Here is a 25,406-nt window from a genome sequence, read left to right on the forward strand (position 1 = left end):
CAACCTTCCTCAGGCTTTCGCGTCGGATTTGGGACGGTAGTTGGTTTTCTCGGCGATACGTGCGGATTTGCCGCGGCGATCGCGCAGATAGTACAGCTTGGCGCGACGCACCTTGCCGCGGCGCACGACCGTGATCGATTCGACATTGGTCGAATACAGCGGGAACACACGTTCCACGCCTTCGCCAAAGCTGATCTTGCGCACGGTGAAGCTTGCACCGATACCTTCGCCGCCTTTGCGCGAAATGCAGACGCCTTCATAGTTCTGCACCCGCGTGCGCGTGCCTTCGGTCACTTTGTAGCCGACGCGAATGGTGTCGCCGGCCTTGAAGTCCGGAATTTCCTTGCCGAGCGAGGCGATTTGCTCGGCTTCGAGTTCTGCGATCAGGTTCATCGCTTGGGTTCCTTGTCATGCTCGCGGTGATTCCGCGATTGGTCTGATGCGCCCGAGAGCTGTTGGTCCTTTGCCGGGTCCACCTGCGTTTCCGCATGTGCCCGCCACAGGTCGGGGCGGCGTTCCTTGGTCAGCCTTTCGGCCTCACTTTTCCGCCAAGCAGCAATGGCCGCGTGATGCCCCGAAAGCAGAACATCCGGGATCTCGCGACCTTCCCACAAGGCAGGCTTCGTGTACTGGGGGGCCTCAAGCAGGCCCCGATTGCCGATGGAAAAGGATTCCTCGGCCAAGGACTCCTGATTCCCCAGCACGCGCGGTATAAGGCGAACCGTCGCGTCGATCAAGACCTGAGCGGCGATCTCTCCTCCGGTCAGGACATAATCGCCGATGCTGATTTCCTGAACCTCATGGGCGTCCAGAACCCGCTGGTCGACCCCCTCGAACCGGCCGCAGATCAGCGTGATGCCGGGCCCTTCGGCCAGGGCGCGGGCGCGGGCCTGGGTCAGTTGCGGGCCGCGCGGCGACATGTAGACGACGGGCCCGGGATTGCCGCGCTGTGCCTCGCGCAGCGCCGCATCCATGACATCGGCGCGGATCACCATGCCGGCACCACCGCCCGCGGGCGTGTCATCGACATTGCGATGCTTGCCGACGCCGAAATCGCGCAACGGCACGGTGTTCAGGTTCCACAACCCACGTTGCAAAGCCTTGCCGGTCAGTGACAGGCCAAGAATGCCGGGAAACGCTTCGGGGAACAGGGTCACGACGCTGGCGGTCCAGACGTCCCTGACGCGCGGTTCGGCCATCAGGTCGCGCGGGCGCAGACTGGGCTTGACCGAAAGACGGCCATGGGATTTCGGGGCGTCGTTCATTCGTCGCTGCCGGGGGGATCGGCGATGATGCGTCCCGCTGTCAGGTCGACCGTGGGCACGACCGCGCGGGTAAAGGGCAGCAGAAGCTGTTCCTTGCCAATCACTTCCAGAATATCGCCTGCGCCGTGATCAAAGATCGCGCGGACCCGACCCAGAGGCACGCCGCCGGTGTCAAAGACCTCGAGTCCGATCAGATCGGCATGATAGAATTCGTCATCGGGCAGCGAAGGCAAGGCATTGCGTGGTGCCCAAAGCGTGGCGCCTTTCAGGGCCTCGGCGTCCTCGCGGGTGGCCACGCCCGAAAGCCGCGCACCAAGCCCGCCGGTCACCGGACGGGTCAGCTTGACGGTGAAGCTGCGCTTGCCGTCTTCGGTGGTCAGTTCGCCATAGCTGGCGATGTCGCGGGGTTCGCTGCAAAAGCTTTTCAGCCGGACTTCGCCCCGGACGCCGAACGCTCCGGCGATGGCGCCGACACAGATTTTATCGGACATGGTTCACCTTACCCCGCAAACGCCCGCGCGCAGCCAGTCGCCGCCAGAGGCGTGGCATAGATCGCGCTGATGGGCGCGTTCAAACATGATTCCGCCGACGAATGCCAGCATCATCATGAAGCAGAATCGAAACAGACGCAGCATGGATCACAAACGGAAGCGGGCCCGGAAATCCGGGCCCGTCGATCCGCTTATTCCGCGGCTGCGTCCTCGGCCGGAGCAGCTGCCTTTTCGGCTTTCTCTTCGGCGCGTTGCTTGGCTTTTGCGCCCGGCTCGGCCTTTTTCATGTTCTGGCGGGTGGCCTTTTCGCGAACGCCCGCAGCTTCCAGAAAGCGCGCGATACGGTCGGTCGGCTGTGCGCCCTGGCTCAGCCAGTACTGAACGCGCTCCATGTCCATCTTGATGCGCTCTTCGCTGTCCTTGGGAAGCAGCGGGTTATAGGTGCCCAGCTTTTCCAGGAAGCGGCCGTCGCGCGGCATGCGCGAGTCCGAGGCGACGATGGCGTAATGCGGGCGTTTTTTCGAACCACCACGGGCCAGACGGATTTTCATAGCCATTTGTTTTCTCCTTTGAAATGGCGGTGTAACGATGCGACTTTGCGCATCCTACGATTGGTATTGCTCGTGATGGCGTATGACTTCCGCGATCACGAAGTTCAGGAATTTGCGCGCGAATTCCGGGTCCAGGTCGGCCTCGCGCGCGAGGCGTTCCAGCCGCTCGATCTGTTGCGCCTCGCGGGCGGGATCGGACGGAGGAAGGTCGTGTTCGGCCTTGAGGCGGCCGACGGATTGGGTGTGCTTGAACCGTTCGGCAAGCGTGTAGACAAGGATCGCGTCCAGCCGGTCGATACTGGCGCGGTGGCCTTTCAGCAATTCGGCCGCACGGGTTACGGGGTCGGTCATGCGGGCTCTCCTTGGCGGCGGGCTGGCGAGGGGTGGCGATAGACAAGGCAGGCGATCTCGTCCGAGGCCGGAGCCTTTGCGCCCGTGTCCAATGTCGCGCCCAACCGTTCCGCCAATGCGATCGAACGGGCGTTTCGCGGATCGATATAGCTGACGGCGGTATCCCAGCCCAGCTTGTCGAACGCATAGGCGCGGGCGGCCAGCGCGGCTTCACGGGCATAGCCCTTGCCCTCGGCATCGGGTGACCAGACGGTCCAGCCGATCTCGTGTTCGGGCCAACCCTCGGGATACCACGGTCCGGTCAGTCCCAGCGGGGTGTCGTTATCCTGCCGAGTGAACACGAACATGCCGTAGCCGCGCATCACCCAATGGCCGATCACATGACCGAAGGCCCGCCATGATTTGCCGTCGTCGAATTCGGCGGGGCGGATAAAGCGCGCGCGTTCGGTGGCGGCGAAATCGCGCCAGAACGGCCAATCGCCCGCGACGGGCGCACGCAGGCGCAGGCGCTGGGTCGTCAGGGTCGGGGTGGAGGACAACAGGATCATGGGGCTACCTGCGCTGTCGGGATGCCATAGACGTCGCGGTCGATCCCGTCGGGGAATTGGTCGCGGCGCAGCCGGACGCCGCCCAGACCTTCGGTCAGGCGACGGGCGGCTAGGTTTTCGTCGCGAAAATGCGTCTCGATCGTGTCGTGGCCAAGCGATCGACCGGCCCAGCCCAGCACCGCGCGCGAAGCCTCTTGCGCGATCCCCTTGCCGCGCGCCTCGGGCAGCAGCCACCAGGTCAGTTCATGTCCGGGCCAGCCATCCACATCCAGAATGCCGCAGCCGCCGATGGTCTGGTCGTCCAGCGTCACCACGAAACGGCCAAAGCCGCGCAGCGCGAAATGCCCGATATCCGCCGCCAGACGGTCCCATGCCTGATGCGGCGCCAAGGGGCCGCCATAGAAATGCGACGCCTCGGCATCCGCGAAAAAGCGGGCATAGGCCGCGTGATCCCGGGATTCGGGCATCCGCAGCACCAGCCGCCTGGTCGTCAGGACCGGAATATCGGACAGGAATGCCGACATTATTTCTTGCCGAACATGCCCGAAAGACCGCCGGGCAGCCCGGCCTTGGACAGATCGCCGCCCAGACCCTTGGGGTCCTGCAGCATCTTGGTCGCCTCGGCCATTTTTGTCGGATCCATGTTTTCCATGTCGGGCAGTCCGCCGCCCTTGCCGGTCATCGCGCGCATGGCCTGTTTCAGCATGCCGCCCTTGCCCAGCTTTTTCATCGTGTCGGCCATCTGCTTTTGCATCTTCAGCAGGCGGTTCAGTTCCTGAACTTCCATCCCGGCACCGGCGGCGATACGTTTCTTGCGGCTGGCCTGCAGGATCGCGGGGTTGGCGCGTTCCTTCTTGGTCATGGAATTGATCAGCGCGATCTGACGGCGGATCGCACCGTCATCCATGCCCGCGGCTTCGGCCTGCTTGGCCATTTTCTGCATGCCGGGCATCATGCCCATGATGGACTGCATCCCGCCCATCTTCTGCATCTGTTCCAGCTGGCCTTTCAGGTCGTTCATGTTGAACAGACCTTTCTGGAAACGCTTCATCATGCGTTCGGCCTGTTCGACCTCCAGCACTTCCTGCGCCTTTTCGACCAGTGCGACGATATCGCCCATGCCAAGGATGCGGCCGGCGATTCGCTGAGCGTCGAAGCCTTCCAGCGCGTCCATCTTTTCGCCCAGACCGACAAAGCGGATCGGCTTGCCGGTGACGGCGCGCATCGACAGGGCGGCACCGCCGCGTCCGTCGCCATCCATCCGGGTCAGCACCACGCCCGAAACTCCGACCTTGCCGTCGAATTCGGTGGCGACATTCACCGCGTCCTGACCGGTCAAGCCATCGACCACCAGCAGCGTTTCACGCGGGGTGGCGATGTCGCGGACGGCCTGCACCTCGTCCATCAGCACCTGATCGATATGCAGGCGACCGGCGGTGTCCAGCATATAGACGTCATAGCCGCCAAGGCTGGCCTGCTGCTTGGCGCGCTTGGCGATCTGCACGGCGCTTTCGCCCGGCACGATTGGCAGCGTATCGACGCCGATCTGCTGGCCCAGGATCGCAAGCTGTTCCATTGCGGCGGGGCGGTTTGTGTCCAGGCTGGCCATCAGGACGCGCTTTTTCTCGCGGTCCTTCAGGCGCTTGGCCAGTTTCGCGGTGGTCGTCGTCTTGCCCGAACCCTGCAGACCAACCATCAGGATCGGCGCGGGCGGGTTGTCGATGCGCAGCGCCTCGGGGGCGTCTTCGCCTTGCAGCACCTTGATCAGTTCGTCATGGACGATCTTGACCACCTGCTGACCCGGCGTGACCGATTTTGTGACGGCCGAACCGGTCGCCTTGGCCGTGACCGATTTGACAAAGCCGCGCGCGACCGGCAGCGAGACGTCGGCCTCTAGCAAAGCGACGCGCACCTCGCGCATGGCGGCGGTGACGTCATCCTCGGATAGGGCACCCTGTTTGGTCAGCCGGTCGAAGACGCCGCCCAAACGGTCGGATAGGTTCTCGAACATGGGCCAGGCCTCCTGCGGTCCAATGCGGTTTTGCCCCCGTGGGCGCAACGCGCTGACGGGGGGCGATCCCCGCACCAAACGGGGACCGGAAGGGTCATCCTTCCGGGAATTCCCGGCGCTGATACGCAAAAACGGCCCCCGAGTCAACGAGGGCCGTCCATATCATGCGGCGGGCGGGATCATGCGGCGATCTGGTCGATCACATCCTGTGCGCGGGCCAGACCGGCATCGCGATCCATGGCCAGCCTGTCTGCGGCGACGAAGGTCACGTCGGTGATGCCCAAAAAGGCCAACATATGACGCAAATAGCCCGAAGCGTGGTCGATTTCCGACCCGATCGGCGTTCCGGCCGAGGCATAGCCCACGATCGCGCGCTTGCCCTTCAGCAGCCCTTCGGGGCCGGCCTCGGTATAGCGGAAGGTCACGCCGGCGCGGGCGATCTGGTCCAGCCAGTTTTTCAGCTGCGCGGGCAGGTTGAAGTTATAGACCGGCAGGCCGATGACCAGCACATCTGCGTCCTGCACCTCTTGCAGATAGGCGTCGGCGCGGTCGATCAGCTGTTGCTGGTCGGGCGAGGGGTTTTCCGGCACCACGCGGACGGCGTGAAACCATGCGTTGTCGATGGCGGCAACGCCTTCGTTCAGATCGCGATAGGCGACGGTCGCCGTGGGGGCGCCTGCCTTCAGCTTGGCGACGATATCCGCCGTCAGTTTGCGCGACACCGAGGCATCTCCGGTAATGGCGCTGTCGATATGCAGGATGTTCATTTCGGAACCTCTTTGGTTTGTCTGTCGAAAGAACAGATATTGATTTGCACTGGTGAACAAAACACCCATACTCGCGCAGTATCTGTGCAGGAGCGCACATGTTCGAAAGCTGGGATGATATCAGGGTGGCGCTGGCCGTTGCGCGCGAAGGCACCGTCAGCGGGGCCGCGTTGGTGCTGGGTGTGCATCATGCAACGGTGATCCGACGTATCGATGCACTGGAGACGCAATTGGGCGCGCGGCTGTTCCAGCGACACCCCAGGGGATATGCGTTGACGGATGCCGGGCGCACCATGTTGCAAACCGCCGGTGAGGTCGAAGAGCATTTCGGCCAGATGGCGTCGCGGATTTCCGGTGCTGGCGACCGGATCGAAGGCGAACTGGTGGTCACCTCCTTGCCGGAACTTGCACCGGTTGTGATGCCGCGCCTGCTGCCCTTGCTTGATCGGCATCCGGGGCTGCGTTTGCGATATTTGACTGATGCACGCCTGTTCAGGCTGGATGCGGGCGAGGCGCAGCTGGCAATTCGCGCCGGCGCACGCCCTACGCAGCCGGATTATGTTGCGCGCGAGTTGGCGGTGTCATCGCAGGCGCTATATGCCGCGCAATCCTATCTGGACCGGCAGGGCACGGTCGAGGATCTGGCCCGCCATTATTTCGCGGTGCCGCCAACCGATGGCCCCTTGTCGCCGGTCATGCGGTGGATCGTGGCGCATGTCCCCGCCGCGAATTTCGTGATGGTCAGCAATGATGCCCAGGCCCGCGCCGCGGTGATCCGTGCCGGTTTGGCAATCGGCAGCGTGCCGCGCGATGAATCCGACGGGCTGGTCGAGGTGATGTGTCTGCCAGAGTGGGAATCGCGCCTGTGGCTGGTAACGCATGTGGACCTGCATCGGACGCCGAAGGTTCAGGCCGCACTTGCGGCGTTGCGGGGCTGATCACAGGCGACGGTCTTGCGCCCGCCGGCCCGTAGCGGTTCGCGCGCTGCGGCTGTGCCAAAGATTGCGTATCCTGCAACTTGCTGCTTCCCCCCATGGGCGCGCTGGGTCAAGATACCGGCAAGGAGGACCCCATGACAGCGACAGCACCGATCAGCAGATTCAATATTCCCGATCTGGACAGCCTGCCTCAGGACATGCGCGATGCAATTCTGGAGGTTGAGGAAAAGTCGGGCTTCATTCCCAATATCTTTCTGGCGCTTACCCACCGCCCGGCCGAGTTCCGGGCGTTCTTTGCCTATCATGATGCCTTGATGGACAAGGATGTCGGGCTGAGCAAGGCCGAGCGGGAATTGATCGTCGTGGCCACCAGCGGCATGAACCGCTGCCAATATTGTGTCGTGGCGCATGGGGCCATTCTGCGCATCCGCGCCAAGAATGCCCATATCGCGGATCAGGTTGCCGTCAACTGGCGAAAGGCCGATCTGAGTCCGCGCCAAAAGGCGATGCTGACCTATGCCGAAAAGGTCGCGCTAGAGGCAGAGCATATCGAGGATGCTGATCACGAAACGCTTCGCGACCACGGCTTCGGGGCGGATGAAATCTGGGATATCGGTGCCATTGCCGCATTCTTTGCGATGTCGAACCGCCTTGTGAATGCGGGTGATATTCGCCCCAACGATGAATTCTATATGTTGGGCCGGGTCTGATGTCTTGAATCGCGGGGGTGTTGCCGGATTGGCGGGCATGGCGCGGCGCGAGGTGATTCTGGGTCACGGCGCGATGCTGCTGTTCTCGGCCCTTGTGGCGGGATCTTTTTCGCTTGGCTCGCGTGCAGCGAATCTGATCGACCCAACCGCACTGACGGCGCTGCGCTTTGTGATCGCAGCCGGTGTGATTGCCGGCGTCGCGATGGCCGGTCGCGGCATTCCGGTCCGGGCCTTTTCGGCGCCATGGCGATATATGCTGCTGGGTGGCGTGTTCTCGGTGTATTTCGTGCTGATGTTCGAGGGCCTGAAGACCGCGCCACCGGTATCGGCCAGCGCGGTCTTTACACTGACGCCGCTGATGGCGGCCGGGTTTGGCTGGTTCTTATTGCGCCAGAAACTGACGCTGCGGATGTTTTCGGCCCTGCTGTTGGGCGGCATGGGGGCGCTGTGGGTTATTTTTCGCGGCGATGTTCAGGCCATGGCCAGACTTGAATTTGGTCGGGGCGAGGCGATCTATCTGGCGGGATGCGTGGCGCATGCCTTGTATACGCCCCTGGTGCGGCGGCTCAATCGCGGCGAAAGCGCAGTGGTCTTCACGCTTGGCACCCTGATCGCGGGGGCGGTGATCCTGATTGTCTGGGGGCGGGACGCGCTGGTGGCGACGGATTGGGCCAATCTGCCGGCGATTGTCTGGATAACCCTGATCTATGTCGCCCTGTTCGCCACGGCTGCGTCATTCGTGCTGGTACAGTTCGCGGCCTTGCGCCTGCCCGCAGCCAAGGTGATGGCTTATACGTATCTGACACCGATCTGGGTCGTCCTGCTTGAGGTTCTGTTGGGGCAGGGAATGCCCGGCGCGGCGGTATTGCCGGGCATTGTGGTGACGCTTGCGGCGTTGCTGATGTTGTTGAAGGATGACGGTTAGGGGCGGCAAGGCGGACACAGGGGCCAAGCCTTTGCATCGCGCTACTTTTCATCGGCTCACGCACTCGTTAGGGTCCGCGAAACAGCAGGCAGCAGCGGGGCATTCGGTGGCGCATATCATCGTTGTGGGCAACGAAAAGGGTGGTTCGGGCAAGTCCACGACCTCGATGCATGTGGCAACTGCGCTTGCGCGGATGGGCCATCGTGTCGGGGGATTGGATCTGGATGTGCGCCAGCGCAGTTTCGGCCGCTATCTTGAAAACCGTGCCGCGTTTGCCGCGCGCGAACAGATAGATCTGCCCATGCCCCTTCTGGGCGTGATGGGTGACGGGGGCGATCCGCTGACCCCCGCCCTGACCGAACTTGAAAAGAGCTGCGATTTCATTCTGCTCGATTGCCCCGGTTCGCATACCAAGCTGAGCCAGATGGCGCATACGGTGGCGGATACCTTGCTGACGCCGATGAACGACAGTTTCGTCGATTTCGACTTGCTGGCCCGCATGTCACCCGAGGGTGAGATCAAGGGCCCGTCGATTTATGCGGAAATGGTTTGGGCCGCGCGCCAGATGCGCGCCGAGGCAGGTGCCGGGCCGATCGATTGGCTGGTTCTGCGCAACCGTCTTGGCACGCAAGCCATGCACAACAAACGCAAGGTCGGCGGGGCGCTGACCAAATTGTCCCGGCGGATCGGTTTTCGTGTTGCGCCCGGTTTTTCCGAGCGCGTCATCTTTCGGGAACTGTTTCCACGCGGGCTGACGCTGCTGGATCTCAAGGATATCGGAACCGAGCAATTGTCGATGTCCAATGTTGCCGCGCGTCAGGAGCTGCGCGACCTGATCGCCGAACTGAATTTGCCGGGGGTCGAGATCAAGTTCTGAGACCGTTGCCGGGCCGGATATTCACATCTGCGGTTCAACTGCGGGGTGCAATAGACTTAAATGTGACCGAACTGATCATTGACGGGCACCGCATTGTCCGGATGATCGGATAGGCATCCATGATCGGAACAGAGGCCATGCAACGCGTTTTCCTCAGCCTGATGGCAGTCGTTGTCCTGTCCGTTGCGGCGCGTGCCGATGATGCCCCTGAGGCGGCGACCGAGCAGGCTGCCCCATCGGTGACTGTGGCACCGGCCATCCGGTCCGAGGTTGTGGCGCGGGTGCCGGTGTCGGGCACGCTGGTGGCGCGCCGGCAGGTGCAGGTCTTTTCCAAGGTGTCCGGCTTTGAAATCACCGAATTGCTGGCCGAAACCGGTGATCGCGTCGAACAAGGCCAGGTTCTTGCCCGGTTGGATGACGAAACCCTGACCGCCCAGCTTGCGCAGGCCGAGGCCGAGTACAAGCGCGCATCCGCAGGTGTCGGACAGGCGAAAAGCAATATCGACAGCACCCGCGCATCATTGACCCAGGCGGAAACGGCACTGGAGCGTGCGCGCCGTCTGCAGAGTGGGGGCAATACCTCGCAGGCGGCACTGGATCAGGCCATCGCCGCCGAGGCCAACGCCCGCGCAAATGCGGCATCCGCGTCCGATGGTCTTGCCGTCGCCCAAGCCGCCTTGGCCCAGGCCGACGCCGCGCGGCGCATCGCGTGGCTGAATCTGGAACGTGCCGATATCAAGGCGCCGGTGGCGGGTCTGGTTGTCGCACGCAATGCCGAATTGGGCGCGCTTTCGGGGGGATCCACCTCGCCTTTGTTCATGCTGATCGACAAAGGGGAAATCGAGCTGGAGGCCGAGGTTATCGAAACCGCCCTGCAACAATTGTCGCAAGGGGATCCCGTAGATGTCGACATTGCCGGGCTGGGCCCTGTCGAGGGGCATGTGCGGCTGGTGCCGGCCTCGGTCGATCCGATCACACGACTTGGGTTGATGCGCATTTCACTGGGGGACAAGCCCGGTTTGCGCACCGGGTTGTTCGCGAATGGCTGGGTGACCACGGACAGGCGCGAGGCCATCACCGTTCCCGCGACGGCGGTGCTTTCGGATGCCTCGGGTGATCGCGTTCAGATCGTGGCGGATGGCACGATCGAGACCCGGGCGGTGTCCGCAGGTTTGCTGTGGAAGGGCCGACGCGAAATTCGCACGGGCCTGGATGTGGCGGAAACCGTCGTTGCGCGATCCGGCGCGTTTTTTCGCGACGGCGACAAGGTGCGAACCGTCATGCCGGAAACCCGTTCCGATGATCAGGGGACGGCCATGGGTATTCTGGGGCAGGCCACCGCCAAGGCGATGGATGGGACCGAACTGCCATGAACATGTCCACCTGGTCGATCCGCCATCCCGTTCCGCCCATCGCCTTGTTTCTGGTCTTGCTGGTGGTCGGGCTGTTCAGCTTTGGGCGATTGCCGGTCACGGCGATGCCCAATATCGATCTGCCCATCGTCAGCGTCAGCATCGGGCAATCGGGCGCCGCCCCCTCTGAGTTGATCACACAGGTGGTGCAGCCGGTCGAAGACAGTATCGCGTCCGTGACCGGCGTGCGCCACATCACCTCGACCGCCATGGACAGCAGCGCCAGCATCACCGTCGAATTCGAGCTGGAAACCGACAGTGATCGCGCCGTGAACGATGTCAAGGACGCGGTGTCCAATGTGCGCGCCGAACTGCCCGAAAGCATCGAGGAACCGATCGTGCAGCGCGTCGATGTGACAGGGTTTCCGATCCTGACCTATGCGGTCAGCGACCCGACGCAAAGCATCGAAGGGCTGTCGAAATTCGTCGATGACGTGATCGGACGCGAGCTGTCCAACGTGGCAGGTGTTGCCAAGACCACCCGGATTGGCGGGGCCGAACGTCAGATCAAGGTTGATCTCGATCCTGCCAGATTGCTGGCGCATGGCCTGACGGCTGCCGATGTCTCGTCGCAGCTGCGCAACAAGAATATCGACATGGGGGGCGGGCGCGGCGATCTCGCGGGAACGGAATATTCTATTCGGACATTGGGCTCGGCCGACACGGTGCAGCAACTGGCGGCGACCCCGATTGCGATTGCAAGTGGGCGCACCATCCGGTTGGACCAGATCGGTACGGTTGTGGATGGCGCTAGCGATGAACGCACCTTTGCCCTGCTTGACGGACAGCCGGTCGTGGCGTTCGGGGTATATCGTGGAACGGGGGAATCGGATCTGGCCGCAGGTGATGCCACCAAGCAACGTTTGCAAGAGCTGCGTCAGGAATATCCCAATACCCGTATCACATTGATTGATGACAGCACGACCTATACCGCCGCCAGCTATCACAGCGCGATGGAGACCTTGTATGAGGGCGCTGCGCTTGCGGTTGTCGTGGTGTTTCTGTTCTTGCGCAACTGGCGCGCCACCCTGATTGCCGCGGTTGCACTGCCGCTTTCCATCATTCCGACATTCTTCGTGATGCAATGGCTGGGCTTTACGCTGAACGGGATCAGCCTTCTGGGGATAACGCTGGTGACCGGTATTCTGGTCGATGACGCCATCGTCGAGATCGAGAATATCGTCCGTCATATCGGAATGGGATCGCCCCCCTACGAAGCCAGCGAAGAGGCCGCCAACGAGATCGGCCTGACGGTTATCGCGATCAGTTTCTCGATCGTTGCGGTGTTCGCGCCGGTCAGCTTCATGGGCGGAATTCCGGGACAGTATTTCAAGCAATTTGGCCTGACTGTGGCGGTCTCGGTGCTGTTCTCGCTGTTGGTTGCGCGCATCATCACACCCATGCTGTCGGCCTATTTCATGCGCGGCGTGGCCCATGCCGACGACCTCCGGGACGGGTTCATCATGCGCGGGCTGATGGCGGTATGTCGTTGGACCATGCGTCACCGGGGCCTGACCTTGTTGGGCGGATTGGGGATTTTTGCCGGATCGATCTATTCCGCGACGTTGTTGCCGACAGAGTTCATTCCGGCCTCGGATGTGGGGCGCAGCCAGATCGAGGTCGAGCTGCCCCCCGGATCGACCATTTCCGAAACCCAGGACGCGACGCGCCATCTGACCCAACAGATCGAGGAAACGCCCGAAGTCCGTTCGGTATTCGCCTATGGCGACGGGCGCGACGTGACCACGGCACGCGTCATGATCAACTATGGCAAGAAGGAAACGCGCGACCGATCACAATTCGCACTCGAGGCCGAGTTGAAGGAACGCCTGTCTCATACGGCCGATATGCGGATCAATTTCCAGAACGAGAACGGTGAGAACGATTTTACCATCAGCGTTCTTGGTGAAACCGAAGAAGGGGCGGCGCTTGCGGCCGAACGTCTGGCAGCGCGGATGGGCCGTTTGCCCACGCTGGAGGGCGTCACATCGTCCGCCAGTCTGCAGCGTCCCGAAATCCAGATCTATCCACGTGCGGATGTGGCCGCCCAGCTTGGGGTCAGCGCTGCCGCCATGGCCACGACACTGCGGATCGCCACGCTTGGCGATACCGAGGCAAACCTGGCCAAGTTCAATACCGGCGACGAGCAATTGCCGATCGTGGTGCGCCTGAATGAAGCAGCGCGCACCGATCTGGCTCAGGTGCAGAACCTGCGGGTGCCCAGCACGTCCGGGCAGATCCCGCTGGGTGCGGTGGCTGATGTCACGTTGTCGGCGGGTGCGACCGAGATCGGTCGCTATGACCGCCAATATCAGACCACGGTCAGCGCGAATCTGGCGGATGGGGCGTTGCTTGGTCCCGTCAGCGCCGAGGTCACCCGGTTGCAGGATCAGATCGAGATGCCGGCGGGCACCCGAATTCAGGCCGCGGGCGATGCCGAGATCATGGCCGAGGTGTTCGGCGCATTCGGCACGGCGATGGGGGCCGGGGTGATGCTGGTCTATGTCGTGCTGGTGCTGCTGTTTCACAATTTCGTCACGCCCGTGACCATCCTGCTATCCCTGCCACTGGCGATTGGTGGCGCGATCCTGGCGTTGTTCATCACCGGCAATTCGATCAGCATGGCAGTGGTTATCGGGTTCCTGATGCTGATGGGCATCGTGACCAAGAACTCGATCATGCTGGTCGAATTTGCACTGACCTCGATGGGGCAAGGCACGCCAAAGCGTGAGGCAATCCTTGACGCGGTGCACAAGCGCGCGCGCCCGATCGTGATGACCACCATCGCGATGAGCGCGGGCATGGTGCCATCGGCCATGGCCACCGGCGAAGGAGGAGAGTTTCGTGCACCGATGGCGATCGCGGTCATTGGCGGGCTAGTCTTGTCGACGGTGCTGTCACTGCTGTTCGTGCCATCGCTGTTTTCCGTCATTCACGGGGCGCAGGACGGGGTGTTTGGCTGGATCGGCAAACGTATGGGTCTGAACCGGGCGCGGGATCTGCCCGCGGAATAAGTCGCCCGCGCGGGTCAGGCATGAAAAAGGGGGCCGATTGGCCCCCTTCGTCTTTGATCGTGAATGCCGATCAGGCCAGCATGCCCATCGGGTTTTCCAGATGCGCCACGATCGCCTCTAGCAACTGAGCCCCCAACGCGCCGTCGATCACGCGGTGATCGACCGACAGGGTCATCGACATCACGTTGCGGATCACGACCTGATCATCCTCGACCACCGGGGTCTTGATGCCGGCACCAACGGCCAGGATCGCGCCATGCGGCGGGTTGATCACGGCGTCGAAATTCTCGATGCCGAACATGCCCAGATTGCTGATCGCGAAGCTGCCGCCCTGATATTCATGCGGGGCCAGCTTCTTGTTCTTGGCGCGATTGGCCAGGTCCTTCATCTCGGTCGACAGCTTCGACAGGGTCTTGGCGTCGGCGTCCTTCAGAACCGGTGTGAACAGCCCGCCTTCGATCGCGACCGCGACGGCCACGTCCGAGGGTTTCAGCTTGATGATCCGGTCGCCCGCCCAGACGGCATTGGCATCGGGCACCTGTTGCAGGGCCAGCGCGCAGGCCTTGATGATGAAGTCATTGACCGACAGCTTGACGCCGCGATCTGCCAGCTGCTGGTTCAGCGTGGCGCGGAACTTCATCAGCTCGTCCAGCTTGGCCGAGCGGCGCAGGTAGAAATGCGGGATCGTTGATTTGGCTTCGCCCAGGCGCTGCGCGATGGTGCGGCGCATGCCGTCCAGTTGGACCTCTTCGGTCTCGCGGTCGGCATAGATCTTGGCGATGGCATCGGCGGACGGGCCTTTGGGCGCTTCGGCGGCGGGTGCTGCCGCAGGTGCGGCGGCCTTGGCCGGTGCCGCGCCGGCTTTGGCACCCTCGACATCGGCCTTGACGATCCGGCCGCGCGGGCCCGATCCGGTCAGGGTTGTCAGATCAATGCCTTTGTCAGCCGCGATGCGACGGGCAAGGGGTGAGGCAAAGACACGGTCGCCCTTGTCGGTGACGGGGGCGGGCGGTGCCTTGGCAGCATCGCCGCCGCTGTCGGCGCGGGTGACCGTCTGGCCGGTGTCGTTCGGGTGGGCCTTGTCGTCGCCCGATGCCGCAGCAGGCTTGGCGGCGCTACTGTCGATATCATCGGCGCTTTCGCCCTCTTCCAGCAGCACGGCGATGGGGGTGTTCACGGCCACCCCTGCGCTGCCTTCCTCGACAAGGATTTTGCCGATCTTGCCTTCGTCCACGGCCTCGAATTCCATCGTGGCCTTGTCGGTTTCGATCTCAGCGAGGATATCGCCGGATTTTACCTCGTCACCTTCCTTGACCAGCCATTTGGCCAAGGTGCCCTCTTCCATCGTGGGAGACAGCGCAGGCATCAGGATTTCTGTAGGCATCTTGCGTATCCCCTTATTTATAGGTGACTTTTTTGACCGCCTCGACAACCTCGTCCGAGGTGATCAGCGCGTGCTTTTCAAGATTGGCGGCATAGGGCATGGGCACGTCCTTGCCGGTGCAGTTGATCACCGGCGCGTCCAGATAATCAAAGGCGTTTTCCATGATATGCGCCGAGATATGGTTCCCGATCGAGGCGACGGGGAAACCTTCTTCCACGGTGACGCAGCGATTGGTCTTCTTGACCGATTCAAGGATTGTCGCATAATCCAGCGGGCGCAGCGTCCGCAGGTCGATCACCTCGGCATCGATGCCTTGTTCGGCCAGCTTGTCCGCCGCTTCGAGCGCATGGGTCATGCCGATACCGAAGCTGACAATCGTCACGTCCTTGCCGGCGCGCGCGATACGGGCCTTGCCGAAGGGGATGGTGAAATCCTCCAGATCCGGGACTTCGAAGCTGCGCCCGTAAAGGATCTCGTTTTCAAGGAAGATGACCGGATTGGGATCGCGGATCGCCTGCTTCAGCAGACCTTTGGCATCAGCTGCGCTGTAAGGCATCACGACCTTCAGGCCGGGGATCTGCGCATACCAGGCGGCGTAATCATGGCTGTGCTGCGCGCCTACGCGGGCAGCGGCGCCGTTGGGACCACGGAACACGATCGGACAGCCCATCTGGCCACCCGACATATACAGCGTCTTGGCGGCCGAGTTGATGATATGGTCGATCGCCTGCATGGCGAAGTTGAAGGTCATGAATTCGACGATCGGGCGCAGGCCGGCCAGCGCAGCACCGGTGCCGATGCCGGTAAAGCCGATTTCGCTGATCGGCGTATCGACGACGCGGCGGGGGCCGAACTTGTCCAGAAGCCCCTGGCTGATCTTGTAGGCGCCCTGATATTCGCCGACCTCTTCGCCCATCAGGAAGACCGTTTCGTCGCGGCCCATTTCTTCTTCCATGGCCTCGCGCAGGGCTTCGCGCACGGTCATGGTCTTCATTTCCGTGCCCTCGGGCCAGTCGGGGCTTATGTCGCGTTCAGGGGCCGGGGCTTCGGCCTCGGCGGGGGCTGGCTCGGCGGATTTCTCAGCGGCGGGTTGTTGCGCGGGGGGCGCGGAAACCTGCACGTCATCAACGCTTTCGTCGTCTTCGACCAGAACCGCGATGGGCGTGTTGACGGCAACGCCCTGCGTGCCTTCCTCGATCAGGATCTTGCCGATCTTGCCTTCGTCGACGGCTTCGAATTCCATCGTGGCCTTGTCGGTTTCGATTTCGGCAAGGATGTCGCCGGATTTTACTTCGTCGCCCTCTTTGACCAGCCATTTGGCCAGTGTGCCTTCCTCCATGGTCGGCGACAGGGCGGGCATCAGAATTTCGGTAGCCATTCTAGATCACTCTCCCTCAGGCGTTTTCTTCGGCGCTGCCCTGAGGCAGATCGCTGGCGTAGATGTCGGTCCACAATTCTTCGAGCGCCGGTTCGGGGCTTTCCTTGGCGAACTCGGCCGAATCGTTGACGATGTCCTTGATTTCCTTGTCGACGGCTTTCAGCTCGTCTTCGGTGGCATGTTTGCCCTGCAGCAGAAGGTCGCGGACGTTTTCGATGGAATCGCGTTCGTCGCGCATCTTCTGAACCTCTTCGCGGGTCCGGTATTTCGCGGGGTCGGACATGGAATGCCCGCGATAGCGATAAGTCATCACCTCGAGAATGTAGGGGCCCTTGCCCGCACGGCAATGCGCAACGGCTTTTTCACCCGCAGCCTTGACGGCCAGAACGTCCATGCCGTCGACCTGTTCACCGGGGATGCCAAAGGCTTCGCCGCGACCGAACAAGCTGGTCGATTTGGTCGAGCGTTTGACCGATGTGCCCATGGCATACTGGTTGTTCTCGATCACGAAGACGACCGGCAGATCCCAAAGCTCTGCCATGTTGTAGGATTCATAAACTTGGCCCTGGTTGGCCGCGCCATCACCGAAATAGGTGAAGGTCACATTGTCATTGCCCAGATACTTGTCGGCAAATGCCAGTCCGGCCCCCAGCGGAACCTGTGCGGCGACGATGCCGTGGCCGCCATAGAAGTGCTTTTCGCGGCTGAACATGTGCATGCTGCCGCCCTTGCCCTTGGAATAGCCGCCTTCGCGGCCGGTCAGTTCGGCCATGACGCCGCGCGGGTCCATGCCGCAGGCCAGCATATGGCCGTGGTCACGATAGGATGTGATGCGCTTGTCGCCTTCTTTCGCGGCTGCTTCCAGCCCGACGACAACGGCTTCCTGGCCGATATACAGGTGGCAGAATCCACCAATCAGCCCCATGCCGTAAAGCTGACCGGCTTTTTCTTCAAAGCGCCGGATCAACAGCATGTCGCGATAATATTTTAGCAGTTCGTCCTTTGACGTGTTGGACGGCGCTGCCGTGCCGCCTGCGGGTTTCCTGGCCATGCGGGCATTCCTCCTGGATGCTACGGAGTAGTTCAGCGTTAAACTATCCGTATCCCATCGCATCGGGGGGTGCAATGCCGTGCGTTTGCAACCGCGCTTTGCGTTCAGCGCAGGATGATTTCATCTGGCCGCAAAAGGCCCAGAACCTCGCGCGCCCTTTCATCCAGAAGATCCAGGTCAAGATACTCATCCGACAGGCGGTGGGTCAGGTTTTCCATCTGCTCGACCTGATCTTTCAGCCTGTCGCGTTCTTTGGCCAGCTCTGCTGTTTCCGCCTCGATCTGGATGCGGCGCAGGATGCCCGAGGGGCCCTGAACCGCAGCAAAGGCGAAATACAGGCCAAGGCAAAGCGTCAGCACAAAGAAAACAGTGGCGCTGATCGAAAGGCGCTGTGTCATGCCCGAAACCATTCGTTGTTTTCCGCAATCATGCCATATCCGGTCCCGCAGGGGAATCCCGCCCTTAGCAGTTCCGGGAAAAGACGGTTTGCAGACGTTGCGCTTCTTCGGCCAGCCCATAGGGCGGGTTCAACACCCACATGCCGGAACCGATCATGGAATGCCCCCTGCGTGCAGGCGGGAATCCGACCTCGGATCGCAAGGCATTGGGATGGGCCTGCTCAAGCGCGGCCAGCATGGGGCGGTGCCGGTTGTCGGTCAGGATCGGATACCACAGCGCAATCACGCCGACATTCCATTTGCGCGCGATCAGCCCGATGCTGCGGGGAATCGCGCCATATTCGGATTTGACCTCGTAGCTGGGGTCGATCAACAGCATGCCGCGCCGCGGAGTGGGGGGGCACACAGCCTGTGCCATCTCAAATCCATCTTGGTGATGCAGTGAGGCGAACCATGACAATTGCTGCAATTCGGCGAACTCGGTGGGGTGCAGCTCGGCCAAATGGGCGCGATCGTCCGGGCGAAGGAACTGAGCCGCAATCAACGGCGATCCGGCATAAGTGTTTTCGCCATGCAGTTTTCTGACCGCATCCAGCGCGGTCATCAGCGGGTGATCCAGCGGCAGCCAGCCATTCTTGGCGGCGCGCTGGATTCCGGCCGCGGCCTCGCCTGTCTTGATGGATTGCGCCGAATCGAGGTGGTAAAGCCCGCGCCCCGCATGCGTTTCCAGATAGCTGAGGGGCTTATCCTTGCGTGTCATATAGGCCAATGCACTGGCAAGCAGGGCGTGCTTGTGCAGATCAGCGAGGTTCCCGGCGTGATAGGCGTGTTGATAGCTAAGCATCATCTTGCCTTATCCGTGAACCCCGCAGGGGGAAAGGGCCGAAGCGGCGTTCCGCCGAACGTGCTGCGAATATCCGCGCGCATTCTTTGTATCAGGGAAGGGGGATTGCGGCGGCACCCAGGGAGGAGGAGGAGGGGTGCCGCCGCGCAACGCTGGCCCAGGGAGGAGGAGAGGGCCGCGTATAGGGTGCGACGCTGGCCAGGGAGGAGGAGAGGCCGACGCCGCATGCCGCGAACCCAGGGAGGAGGAGAGGGGTCGCCGCATCGGGTTGCCGCAGATTGGGGCGGCTATGGGGTGCGGCCTGCCCAGGGAGGAGGAGGGCGTGCCGCAAACGATCGGCTCGGAGGGAGGAGGAGAGCCGTCGTAACGAAATGCCGCGAATAAGGCGGCTATATTTGCGGTAACTCCTGGGAGGAGGAGTGGAGCCACCGCTTGGCACAGACCCGGGGAGGAGGATCGGGTCTTGTGCTAACTAGGGGCGACACTCTCCAGGGAGGAGGAGGGGAGAGTGTCGCCAATCCCGGCCCAGGGAGGAGGAAGGGCGGGAATTCGAATTCCTTACTTCGACGAGCCCCAGGCGGCTTCACGAGCCAGGCGGGTGATCATCGAGCGGCTGATTCCCAGATCGTTCAGATCGCGGGTGGTCAGCGCATTCAGTTCGCGAACGGTCTGACGATAGACGGCGTTGCGAGCGCGATTTTCCTGATAGCGCTGAACCGCAGCCATCAAACGTCCGCGAAGGCCGGAAACAGCCGTTGCGTTCTGAGCTTGGGCGAGTACGGTCATTGCTTTATTCCTTTCACATCTTCGGTTCGGCGCCCGGCCCGGATAGCCCGGCGCTTCGTTGTGTTTAAGATGGCGCTAATGCTGCGTTTGCACAATGGCTTCTTTCCGAATGCTGCCATGCAGCAATCGCATGGCTCGGATGGCCGGGGTTTGCTTTGAGGCATCGGGATTGTTCTTTAAGATCAACTGAAATCACGTGTTAGCGATCACGCTGCACAGCGGAAATCCGTTGAATCATTGCATCTTACGGCAGGCGGTTGACAGCTTGTCGCAGGGGGTGGATGCCGGTGCCTGGGATGTGCAAGATGCGCCCTGAACGACCATGAAGGAATTATGACATGTCTGTCAGCAAGGAAGTTGCCCTTAGGGAAATCGCAGATATTGCGCTTTCGGACGGCAGGACGTTGTCCGAGGCGGATATTCTGCGGGCCTTTTCGGTCGAATCCGGAATTATCCGTTTCGTGCTGGAGGTGGGCGATGCCGATGCTGCGCGCGCGATGGCCCCGGTCGAGGCCGAGGCAAAGCGCCGCTTATTGGCGCTGGACGGGGTGAGCGATGTCCAGATCGTAACGACCGCGCCTGCGGGAAAGCCCGCGCAGGCCCAGCAGGCGGCGCCATCGCTGAAGATCGGCCGACACCCGACAGGTCAGTCCGGCCCGCAGCAGGTTCCCGGTGTGCGCAACATTATCGCCATTGGTTCAGGAAAGGGCGGCGTGGGCAAGTCGACCGTGACCTCTAACCTGGCGGTGGCCTTGGCGCGGGCCGGGCGGCGCGTCGGATTGCTGGATGCAGATATATACGGCCCCTCGCAGCCGCGCATGATGGGGGTGTCGGGGCGTCCCGCCAGTCCCGACGGGCAACGGATCGAGCCGCTGCGCGCGCATGGTGTCACGGTCATGTCGATCGGACTGATGCTGAAAGAGGGCGAAGCCGTCGTCTGGCGCGGTCCGATGTTGATGGGGGCCTTGCAGCAATTGTTGCAGCAGGTGAATTGGGGCGAGCTGGACGTTTTGCTGATCGATTTGCCTCCGGGCACCGGCGATGTGCAGCTGTCCTTGTGTCAGAAGGCGGCTGTTACGGGTGCGATTATCGTTTCAACTCCGCAGGATGTGGCGTTGCTGGATGCGCGTCGGGCGATTGACATGTTCAACAAGCTGAAGACCCCGGTTCTGGGCCTGGTCGAGAACATGTCCAGCTATGTCTGCCCCAAATGTGGCCATGAGGCGCATCTTTTCGGGCATGGCGGCGTGGCCGAGGATGCGCGCCAGCTGGATCTTCCGTTCCTTGGGGAAATCCCCCTGCAACTCGAGGTGCGCCTTGCCGGCGATTCGGGTCGGCCCGTTGCGCTGGGAGATGGTGAGGTGTCGACCGCTTATGCCCGGTTGGCGGACCGGCTTGTGCAAGGTGGCATGGCCTGAAGCGAGCGGTGGCTGGGCGCAGCTGGGAATTTCCGGCACGGATGGGAATGCGGGGCACTGCTGCCTCTCCTTGCCGTGATTCGGTGTGATCAGGGGCAGGGTTTCCGTGATTGGTTGATGCCGATTGGCCGCGGTCGCGAAAAAAAATCCGCGGCTGGGAAAACGGGGCACAGTTCGCCCGGATCTTCGATATGTCTATATATAGCGTAGCTGGCCTGACGTGCGTCTATCCATAGGGTAAATTCGTCAACATTCCCAACAATGCTTGGTGATGTGTGATGCCTTCACACCCTGTTTGCCCGGCTGATCCCGAAAAAATCCGTTGCTTCCCATGAATTCCCATGTCACAACTTAATCACGAAGACGGGCAGTGAAGGGGCATCAAGACCCCGCTAGGCGAAGCAGGTTTCATGCAGGCACCCGTTTTCCAAACAGACCCGCCCGCGCGTGCGAGCAGCACCTCCCCCAGGTGGCGCGTGACAGGGTGGGCGAACCCCGAATGGGGCCCATTTTTGGGAACGAGGGCGGCGGATTGGGCAGTGGCAGCGGCCCGATCCGCCTTTCTCTTTTGGGCGGGCGAAAGAGACAGGACAGTGAGGGCGGGCTGGCGTGGCGCGAAAGTTCAGAGGCACAGAGACCGTAAAGGTCGATGGAAAGGGCCGGATGACGGTCCCCGCCCGCTTGCGCAAGGTCTTTGATGCCTGTGATCCCGCATTTGCCACATCCAACACCGGACGCACGCAGCTTGTCGCGGTTTACGGACCCGAATGGTGGAACTGGATCGAGCTTTACAGCATCGACGCCATCGAGGAAATCGACGATCAGATCGACAAGCTGACACGCGGCAGCCGCAAACGCCGCTGGTTGGAGCAATTGATGAATGCGCAGTCGGTCGATCTGGAAATCGACCGGGAGGGGCGGTTGGTATTGCCGCTGAAACTGCGCGAGAAGCTGGCCTTCGACAATGGTGTCGAGACGACATTCGAATCGCATGGCGACTACGTAAAGGTCTACCTGCCGGATTCGCGGCCCAAGGATGTCGAAGAGCTGGAAGAATATGCCGAATCCAAGGGGCCGGGCTTTGATCCGCGTGTGTTCCTCAGCGAAGATGAAGACGAGGAATAGGCGATGGGTGATCCGCATATCCCGGTATTGCTGAACCCGCTGCTTCGCGCCGTTGCGCCGCTGTCGGGGACATGGCTGGACGGCACCTTTGGTGCGGGCGGCTACACGCGCGGCTTGCTGGCCGAAGGGGCCGACAAGGTGATCGGAGTCGATCGCGATCCGTCGGTTTTTGATATGGCGCAGCGATGGGCGGGCGAATACGGCGACAGGTTGCGTCTTGTCGAGGGCACGTTTTCCCAGTTGGACCAGCTGGCGGGTGAGCCGCTTGACGGGGTGGTGCTGGATTTGGGCGTCAGCTCGATGCAGCTTGATCAGGCCGAGCGCGGGTTTTCCTTTCTGCGTGACGGCCCGCTGGACATGCGGATGGAACAGGACGGGCCGTCCGCCGCCGAGTTGTTGAACACGGCGGATGAGGCGTTGATTGCCGATGTGCTGTATCATTACGGAGAAGAGCGCGCGTCGCGCAGGATTGCCCGCGCCATTGTTGCGGCGCGGCCCCTGTCCACGACCGCCCAGCTTGCCGAAGTGGTCTCTGGCTGCCTGCCGCGCCCCAAGCCCGGGCAAAGCCATCCTGCCACCCGCAGTTTTCAGGCGATCCGCATCTGGGTGAATGATGAATTCCGCCAGCTTGTCGATGGCCTTTCCGCTGCCGAGCGCGCCTTGAAGCCCGGTGGCCAGTTGGCCGTGGTGACGTTCCATTCGCTGGAAGACCGGATCGTCAAACGCTTTATGCAGGCGCGATCGAATTCGGGCGGGGGGGGCAGCCGCTATGCCCCTGTGCAACAGATGGCGCCTGCGGCGTTCAAGATGCCGTTTCGCCGTCCCATTGGCCCTGACCCCGAGGAAACCGACCAGAACCCAAGGGCGCGTTCGGCGCTGTTGCGGGTGGCGGTGCGGACCGATGCACCCGCAGGAAGCGCCGATGAATCCGCGTTGGCGATGCCCCGGTTGCCCGGCAAAAGGGGGGCGTGATGCGGTCGCTGACCTATCTGGCCGTTACCTTGTTGGTCATGGGGCTGGCGTTCTGGGCCTATCGCGAAAACTATCGAACGCAGGCGGCTATCAGTTCCATGTCGCAGGTTCAGCGTGAAATTGCACGCCTGCGCGAGGATCTGGGCGTGCTGCGTGCCGAATGGGCCTATCTGAATCGTCCCGAACGCCTGGCCGAGCTGGTCGATCTGAATTTCGAACGCTTGCAGCTGGTGCCTGTGGATTCCGACCAGTTCATGGGGCTTGAGCATATCGATTACCCCAGGCCGCCAGCAGCAACACCGACCGACAACACGGGCGATGACGCCAATCCTGAGGAGCAGAAGCCATGATCCGCACACCTTTGCGCCCGTTGGCCCGTATTCTGCGTGCCCGTGACCGTGGTGAAAACCCGGATGAAATCGAGGCCGAAAACCGCCGCTTGCGCCACGAAGCCATTCAGGACAAGGCACGCCGTCGTGCCGAAGGGCGGCTGGTGTTGATGTCGGCCTGTTTCGTCATGGCTTTCGTGACCGTTGGTGTCCGGATGGGCGCGCTGGCTTCCAGCGAACCAAGTGAGCCACGCGCGCAGGTATTGTCTGCGCAGATCATCTCGCAACGCGCGGATATCACCGATCGTCGCGGGCGGGTTCTGGCGACCAATCTGCTGACGCATTCCGTTTACGCCCACCCACACCAGATGGTTGATCCGGTTGGTGCCGCGCGCGGTCTGGCAGCGATCTTTCCCGATCTCGATCAAGATCGCCTGATCCGCGACTTTACCGGCAGTCGGAAATTCATGTGGATCAAGCGCAAGGTCAGCCCCGAGCAGATGCAGGCCGTGCATGACATAGGCGAGCCGGGTCTGCTGTTCGGCCCGCGTGAGATGCGCATCTATCCCAATGGCCGTATCGCCAGCCATATCCTGGGCGGTTCCGGTTTTGGCCAGGAAGGTGTCAGCAGCGCCGAGGTGCTGGGCATTGCCGGCGTGGAAAAGGCGTTCGACAACTGGCTTCGTGACCCGTCGAATGACGGAGCTCCGTTGGCATTGTCCATCGACCTGACCGCGCAATCCGCGATGGAGGAGGTGCTGGATTCCGGCATGAAGCTGATGAATGCCAAGGGCGCGGCAGGAATCCTGCTGGAAATCGAAACCGGAGAAGTGGTCGCGATGGCCAGCCTGCCCGATTTCGACCCCAATAATCGTCCGCGCCCGTTGCTGAAGGGGGATCCCTCGGACAGCCCGTTGTTCAATCGCGCGGTGCAGGGGCAATACGAACTGGGGTCGACCTTCAAGATCTTTCCGGTCGCGCAGGCCATGGACCTGAAGCTGATCAACCCGAATACCGGTATCAATTCGGCCAGCCCGATGAAGATCGGCAAGTATCTGATCCATGACTTCCACAATTACGGCAAGCAACTCAGCGCGACCGATGTGATCGTGAAATCCTCGAATGTCGGGACGGTCCGCATCGCGCAGATGCTGGGCGTCGAACGTCAGAAAGATTTTCTGGAAAAGCTGGGCCTGTTCAAGCCGACGACGATTGAGATGGTCGAGGCGCCGACCGGCAAACCACTTGTCCCGTCGCGATGGCCTGCGGTTACCTCGGCGACCGTGTCCTTCGGGCACGGTTTGGCGGCCAGCCCGCTGCATCTGGCGGCGGCATATGCAACGATCGGGAACAAGGGCAAGACCGTCACCCCGACGTTGATTCACGGGCGCAAGCGCGCCGAAGGCGAACAGATCCTGTCCCCGCGCGCCGCTGAACTGTCCATCGGGATGCTGCGCCAGGTTGTCACCCGCGGCACGGCGCGGCAGGCCGAGGTCGAAGGCTATGAGATTGCCGGCAAGACCGGGACCGCTGACAAGCCCCGCCCGGCGGGTGGCTATTACAAGGATAAGGTTGTCGCGACCTTTGCCTCGCTGTTTCCTGCCAGCGATCCTAAATACGTCCTGATCGTGACGTTGGATGAGCCTTCGGTCGTGAATGCGCGCGGTCGGGAAAGCCGGACGGCGGGCGCAACGGCCGTGCCCGTCGCTGCCGAACTGGTGCGCCGTCTGGCGCCGCTGTTGGGGCTTGAGGCCAGAACCGACGAAAAACTGCCGAAGATTGCAGCGCGCTTTCAGCCGCGTGTTGAACCCGCGCCCGGCGATGCGATAAAGCTCGTCTCGAACAAATAACGGGTGACAGG

The 25,406-nt window shown here is 62.1% G+C and carries 26 protein-coding genes; 11 read left to right on the plus strand and 15 right to left on the minus strand.

Annotated elements, in window-relative coordinates; translation table 11 throughout:
* Positions 1-9 precede the first annotated feature (9 nt).
* The 9 genes from rplS to PAF17_RS00165 all read right to left on the minus strand — a co-directional run bounded on the left by rplS (position 10) and on the right by PAF17_RS00165 (position 5,984).
* The gene (rplS, locus tag PAF17_RS00125) at positions 10-393 is read right to left on the minus strand and encodes a 50S ribosomal protein L19 (RefSeq protein ID WP_271887049.1); all 384 of its coding nucleotides are present in this window, start codon (positions 391-393) and stop codon (positions 10-12) included.
* Positions 390-1,265: a tRNA (guanosine(37)-N1)-methyltransferase TrmD gene (gene trmD, locus PAF17_RS00130; RefSeq protein ID WP_271887050.1), complete on the minus strand. Its 876-nt coding sequence runs from the start codon at positions 1,263-1,265 to the stop codon at positions 390-392. The genes rplS and trmD overlap by 4 nt, the downstream gene beginning before the upstream one ends.
* The gene (gene rimM / locus PAF17_RS00135) at positions 1,262-1,756 is read right to left on the minus strand and encodes a ribosome maturation factor RimM (RefSeq protein ID WP_271887051.1); all 495 of its coding nucleotides are present in this window, start codon (positions 1,754-1,756) and stop codon (positions 1,262-1,264) included. Before rimM ends, trmD begins: the two co-directional genes overlap by 4 nt.
* Positions 1,757-1,947: 191 nt before the next feature.
* Positions 1,948-2,313, minus strand: a complete 366-nt coding sequence (rpsP, locus tag PAF17_RS00140) for a 30S ribosomal protein S16 (protein ID WP_271887052.1) — start codon at positions 2,311-2,313, stop codon at positions 1,948-1,950.
* Between the two features lie 48 nt (positions 2,314-2,361).
* Entirely contained in the window at positions 2,362-2,658 is a 297-nt protein-coding gene (locus tag PAF17_RS00145; RefSeq protein ID WP_090737819.1) for a chorismate mutase, read from the minus strand.
* A complete protein-coding gene (locus PAF17_RS00150) occupies positions 2,655-3,206 on the minus strand; it encodes a GNAT family N-acetyltransferase (protein ID WP_271887053.1) in 552 nt (183 codons plus the stop codon). Before PAF17_RS00150 ends, PAF17_RS00145 begins: the two co-directional genes overlap by 4 nt.
* On the minus strand, positions 3,203-3,730 hold the full coding sequence (locus PAF17_RS00155; RefSeq protein ID WP_271887054.1) for a GNAT family N-acetyltransferase: 528 nt from the start codon (positions 3,728-3,730) through the stop codon (positions 3,203-3,205). Before PAF17_RS00155 ends, PAF17_RS00150 begins: the two co-directional genes overlap by 4 nt.
* On the minus strand, positions 3,730-5,217 hold the full coding sequence (ffh, locus tag PAF17_RS00160) for a signal recognition particle protein (protein ID WP_271887055.1): 1,488 nt from the start codon (positions 5,215-5,217) through the stop codon (positions 3,730-3,732). The genes PAF17_RS00155 and ffh overlap by 1 nt, the downstream gene beginning before the upstream one ends.
* Positions 5,218-5,396: 179 nt before the next feature.
* Positions 5,397-5,984 (minus strand): FMN-dependent NADH-azoreductase, encoded by a 588-nt coding sequence (locus PAF17_RS00165; protein WP_271887056.1) that lies wholly within the window; start codon positions 5,982-5,984, stop codon positions 5,397-5,399.
* Between the two features lie 98 nt (positions 5,985-6,082).
* On the opposite strand from PAF17_RS00165, the gene PAF17_RS00170 reads away from it, so the two are divergent.
* From PAF17_RS00170 to PAF17_RS00195, 6 genes are all read left to right on the plus strand, one after another.
* Positions 6,083-6,922: a LysR family transcriptional regulator gene (locus PAF17_RS00170; protein ID WP_271887057.1), complete on the plus strand. Its 840-nt coding sequence runs from the start codon at positions 6,083-6,085 to the stop codon at positions 6,920-6,922.
* Between the two features lie 134 nt (positions 6,923-7,056).
* Positions 7,057-7,632 (plus strand): peroxidase-related enzyme, encoded by a 576-nt coding sequence (locus PAF17_RS00175; protein WP_271887058.1) that lies wholly within the window; start codon positions 7,057-7,059, stop codon positions 7,630-7,632.
* Between the two features lie 37 nt (positions 7,633-7,669).
* Positions 7,670-8,557, plus strand: a complete 888-nt coding sequence (locus PAF17_RS00180; RefSeq protein ID WP_271887059.1) for a DMT family transporter — start codon at positions 7,670-7,672, stop codon at positions 8,555-8,557.
* Positions 8,558-8,663: 106 nt separating this feature from the next.
* Positions 8,664-9,434, plus strand: coding sequence for a division plane positioning ATPase MipZ (locus tag PAF17_RS00185; RefSeq protein ID WP_271887060.1), 771 nt, complete (start codon positions 8,664-8,666; stop codon positions 9,432-9,434).
* 119 nt (positions 9,435-9,553) lie between these two features.
* Entirely contained in the window at positions 9,554-10,807 is a 1,254-nt protein-coding gene (locus PAF17_RS00190) for an efflux RND transporter periplasmic adaptor subunit (protein WP_271887061.1), read from the plus strand.
* Positions 10,804-13,860: an efflux RND transporter permease subunit gene (locus PAF17_RS00195; protein WP_271887062.1), complete on the plus strand. Its 3,057-nt coding sequence runs from the start codon at positions 10,804-10,806 to the stop codon at positions 13,858-13,860. The genes PAF17_RS00190 and PAF17_RS00195 overlap by 4 nt, the downstream gene beginning before the upstream one ends.
* Before the next feature lie 70 nt (positions 13,861-13,930).
* Here PAF17_RS00195 and PAF17_RS00200 read toward each other — a convergent pair whose 3' ends face one another.
* The 6 genes from PAF17_RS00200 to PAF17_RS00225 all read right to left on the minus strand — a co-directional run bounded on the left by PAF17_RS00200 (position 13,931) and on the right by PAF17_RS00225 (position 19,701).
* Positions 13,931-15,244 carry a pyruvate dehydrogenase complex dihydrolipoamide acetyltransferase gene (locus tag PAF17_RS00200; RefSeq protein WP_271887063.1) on the minus strand — a complete coding sequence of 438 codons (1,314 nt, stop codon included), beginning with the start codon at positions 15,242-15,244 and terminating at the stop codon, positions 13,931-13,933.
* Between the two features lie 13 nt (positions 15,245-15,257).
* On the minus strand, positions 15,258-16,622 hold the full coding sequence (locus tag PAF17_RS00205) for a pyruvate dehydrogenase complex E1 component subunit beta (RefSeq protein ID WP_271887064.1): 1,365 nt from the start codon (positions 16,620-16,622) through the stop codon (positions 15,258-15,260).
* 16 nt (positions 16,623-16,638) lie between these two features.
* A complete protein-coding gene (gene pdhA / locus PAF17_RS00210) occupies positions 16,639-17,673 on the minus strand; it encodes a pyruvate dehydrogenase (acetyl-transferring) E1 component subunit alpha (protein ID WP_271887065.1) in 1,035 nt (344 codons plus the stop codon).
* 104 nt (positions 17,674-17,777) lie between these two features.
* The gene (locus PAF17_RS00215; RefSeq protein WP_271887066.1) at positions 17,778-18,071 is read right to left on the minus strand and encodes an FtsB family cell division protein; all 294 of its coding nucleotides are present in this window, start codon (positions 18,069-18,071) and stop codon (positions 17,778-17,780) included.
* A gap of 64 nt (positions 18,072-18,135) precedes the next feature.
* Positions 18,136-18,915 (minus strand): 23S rRNA (adenine(2030)-N(6))-methyltransferase RlmJ, encoded by a 780-nt coding sequence (locus PAF17_RS00220; RefSeq protein ID WP_271887306.1) that lies wholly within the window; start codon positions 18,913-18,915, stop codon positions 18,136-18,138.
* Between the two features lie 558 nt (positions 18,916-19,473).
* Complete coding sequence (locus PAF17_RS00225) at positions 19,474-19,701, minus strand: DUF1127 domain-containing protein (protein WP_271887067.1); 228 nt, start codon at positions 19,699-19,701, stop codon at positions 19,474-19,476.
* Between the two features lie 338 nt (positions 19,702-20,039).
* Here PAF17_RS00225 and PAF17_RS00230 point away from each other — a divergent pair, with 338 nt between their 5' ends.
* From PAF17_RS00230 to PAF17_RS00250, 5 genes are all read left to right on the plus strand, one after another.
* Complete coding sequence (locus tag PAF17_RS00230) at positions 20,040-21,119, plus strand: Mrp/NBP35 family ATP-binding protein (protein WP_271887068.1); 1,080 nt, start codon at positions 20,040-20,042, stop codon at positions 21,117-21,119.
* Between the two features lie 609 nt (positions 21,120-21,728).
* Entirely contained in the window at positions 21,729-22,244 is a 516-nt protein-coding gene (locus tag PAF17_RS00235) for a division/cell wall cluster transcriptional repressor MraZ (RefSeq protein ID WP_271887069.1), read from the plus strand.
* A gap of 3 nt (positions 22,245-22,247) precedes the next feature.
* Positions 22,248-23,216, plus strand: a complete 969-nt coding sequence (rsmH, locus tag PAF17_RS00240; RefSeq protein ID WP_271887070.1) for a 16S rRNA (cytosine(1402)-N(4))-methyltransferase RsmH — start codon at positions 22,248-22,250, stop codon at positions 23,214-23,216.
* Positions 23,216-23,566: a cell division protein FtsL gene (gene ftsL / locus PAF17_RS00245; protein WP_271887071.1), complete on the plus strand. Its 351-nt coding sequence runs from the start codon at positions 23,216-23,218 to the stop codon at positions 23,564-23,566. The genes rsmH and ftsL overlap by 1 nt, the downstream gene beginning before the upstream one ends.
* Positions 23,563-25,395 (plus strand): peptidoglycan D,D-transpeptidase FtsI family protein, encoded by a 1,833-nt coding sequence (locus PAF17_RS00250; protein ID WP_271887072.1) that lies wholly within the window; start codon positions 23,563-23,565, stop codon positions 25,393-25,395. The genes ftsL and PAF17_RS00250 overlap by 4 nt, the downstream gene beginning before the upstream one ends.
* Positions 25,396-25,406: the final 11 nt, after the last annotated feature.

Source organism: Paracoccus onchidii, assembly GCF_028294535.1.
GTDB classification, from domain to species: Bacteria; Pseudomonadota; Alphaproteobacteria; order Rhodobacterales; family Rhodobacteraceae; genus Paracoccus; species Paracoccus onchidii.

What these genes read in the sequence shown, in the direction of transcription:
- PAF17_RS00150 (WP_271887053.1), bottom strand. Translation starts at nt 3,206, where the DNA reads ATGATCCTGTTGTCCTCCACCCCGACCCTGACGACCCAGCGCCTGCGC.
- PAF17_RS00200 (WP_271887063.1), bottom strand. Translation starts at nt 15,244, where the DNA reads ATGCCTACAGAAATCCTGATGCCTGCGCTGTCTCCCACGATGGAAGAG.
- PAF17_RS00205 (WP_271887064.1), bottom strand. Translation starts at nt 16,622, where the DNA reads ATGGCTACCGAAATTCTGATGCCCGCCCTGTCGCCGACCATGGAGGAA.
- PAF17_RS00180 (WP_271887059.1), top strand. Translation starts at nt 7,670, where the DNA reads ATGGCGCGGCGCGAGGTGATTCTGGGTCACGGCGCGATGCTGCTGTTC.
- rimM (WP_271887051.1), bottom strand. Translation starts at nt 1,756, where the DNA reads ATGTCCGATAAAATCTGTGTCGGCGCCATCGCCGGAGCGTTCGGCGTC.
- PAF17_RS00175 (WP_271887058.1), top strand. Translation starts at nt 7,057, where the DNA reads ATGACAGCGACAGCACCGATCAGCAGATTCAATATTCCCGATCTGGAC.
- rplS (WP_271887049.1), bottom strand. Translation starts at nt 393, where the DNA reads ATGAACCTGATCGCAGAACTCGAAGCCGAGCAAATCGCCTCGCTCGGC.
- PAF17_RS00145 (WP_090737819.1), bottom strand. Translation starts at nt 2,658, where the DNA reads ATGACCGACCCCGTAACCCGTGCGGCCGAATTGCTGAAAGGCCACCGC.
- PAF17_RS00220 (WP_271887306.1), bottom strand. Translation starts at nt 18,915, where the DNA reads ATGCTTAGCTATCAACACGCCTATCACGCCGGGAACCTCGCTGATCTG.
- PAF17_RS00170 (WP_271887057.1), top strand. Translation starts at nt 6,083, where the DNA reads ATGTTCGAAAGCTGGGATGATATCAGGGTGGCGCTGGCCGTTGCGCGC.
- pdhA (WP_271887065.1), bottom strand. Translation starts at nt 17,673, where the DNA reads ATGGCCAGGAAACCCGCAGGCGGCACGGCAGCGCCGTCCAACACGTCA.
- PAF17_RS00155 (WP_271887054.1), bottom strand. Translation starts at nt 3,730, where the DNA reads ATGTCGGCATTCCTGTCCGATATTCCGGTCCTGACGACCAGGCGGCTG.
- PAF17_RS00230 (WP_271887068.1), top strand. Translation starts at nt 20,040, where the DNA reads ATGTCTGTCAGCAAGGAAGTTGCCCTTAGGGAAATCGCAGATATTGCG.
- trmD (WP_271887050.1), bottom strand. Translation starts at nt 1,265, where the DNA reads ATGAACGACGCCCCGAAATCCCATGGCCGTCTTTCGGTCAAGCCCAGT.
- ftsL (WP_271887071.1), top strand. Translation starts at nt 23,216, where the DNA reads ATGCGGTCGCTGACCTATCTGGCCGTTACCTTGTTGGTCATGGGGCTG.
- PAF17_RS00215 (WP_271887066.1), bottom strand. Translation starts at nt 18,071, where the DNA reads ATGACACAGCGCCTTTCGATCAGCGCCACTGTTTTCTTTGTGCTGACG.
- ffh (WP_271887055.1), bottom strand. Translation starts at nt 5,217, where the DNA reads ATGTTCGAGAACCTATCCGACCGTTTGGGCGGCGTCTTCGACCGGCTG.
- PAF17_RS00195 (WP_271887062.1), top strand. Translation starts at nt 10,804, where the DNA reads ATGAACATGTCCACCTGGTCGATCCGCCATCCCGTTCCGCCCATCGCC.
- PAF17_RS00165 (WP_271887056.1), bottom strand. Translation starts at nt 5,984, where the DNA reads ATGAACATCCTGCATATCGACAGCGCCATTACCGGAGATGCCTCGGTG.
- rpsP (WP_271887052.1), bottom strand. Translation starts at nt 2,313, where the DNA reads ATGGCTATGAAAATCCGTCTGGCCCGTGGTGGTTCGAAAAAACGCCCG.
- PAF17_RS00225 (WP_271887067.1), bottom strand. Translation starts at nt 19,701, where the DNA reads ATGACCGTACTCGCCCAAGCTCAGAACGCAACGGCTGTTTCCGGCCTT.
- rsmH (WP_271887070.1), top strand. Translation starts at nt 22,248, where the DNA reads ATGGGTGATCCGCATATCCCGGTATTGCTGAACCCGCTGCTTCGCGCC.
- PAF17_RS00250 (WP_271887072.1), top strand. Translation starts at nt 23,563, where the DNA reads ATGATCCGCACACCTTTGCGCCCGTTGGCCCGTATTCTGCGTGCCCGT.
- PAF17_RS00190 (WP_271887061.1), top strand. Translation starts at nt 9,554, where the DNA reads ATGATCGGAACAGAGGCCATGCAACGCGTTTTCCTCAGCCTGATGGCA.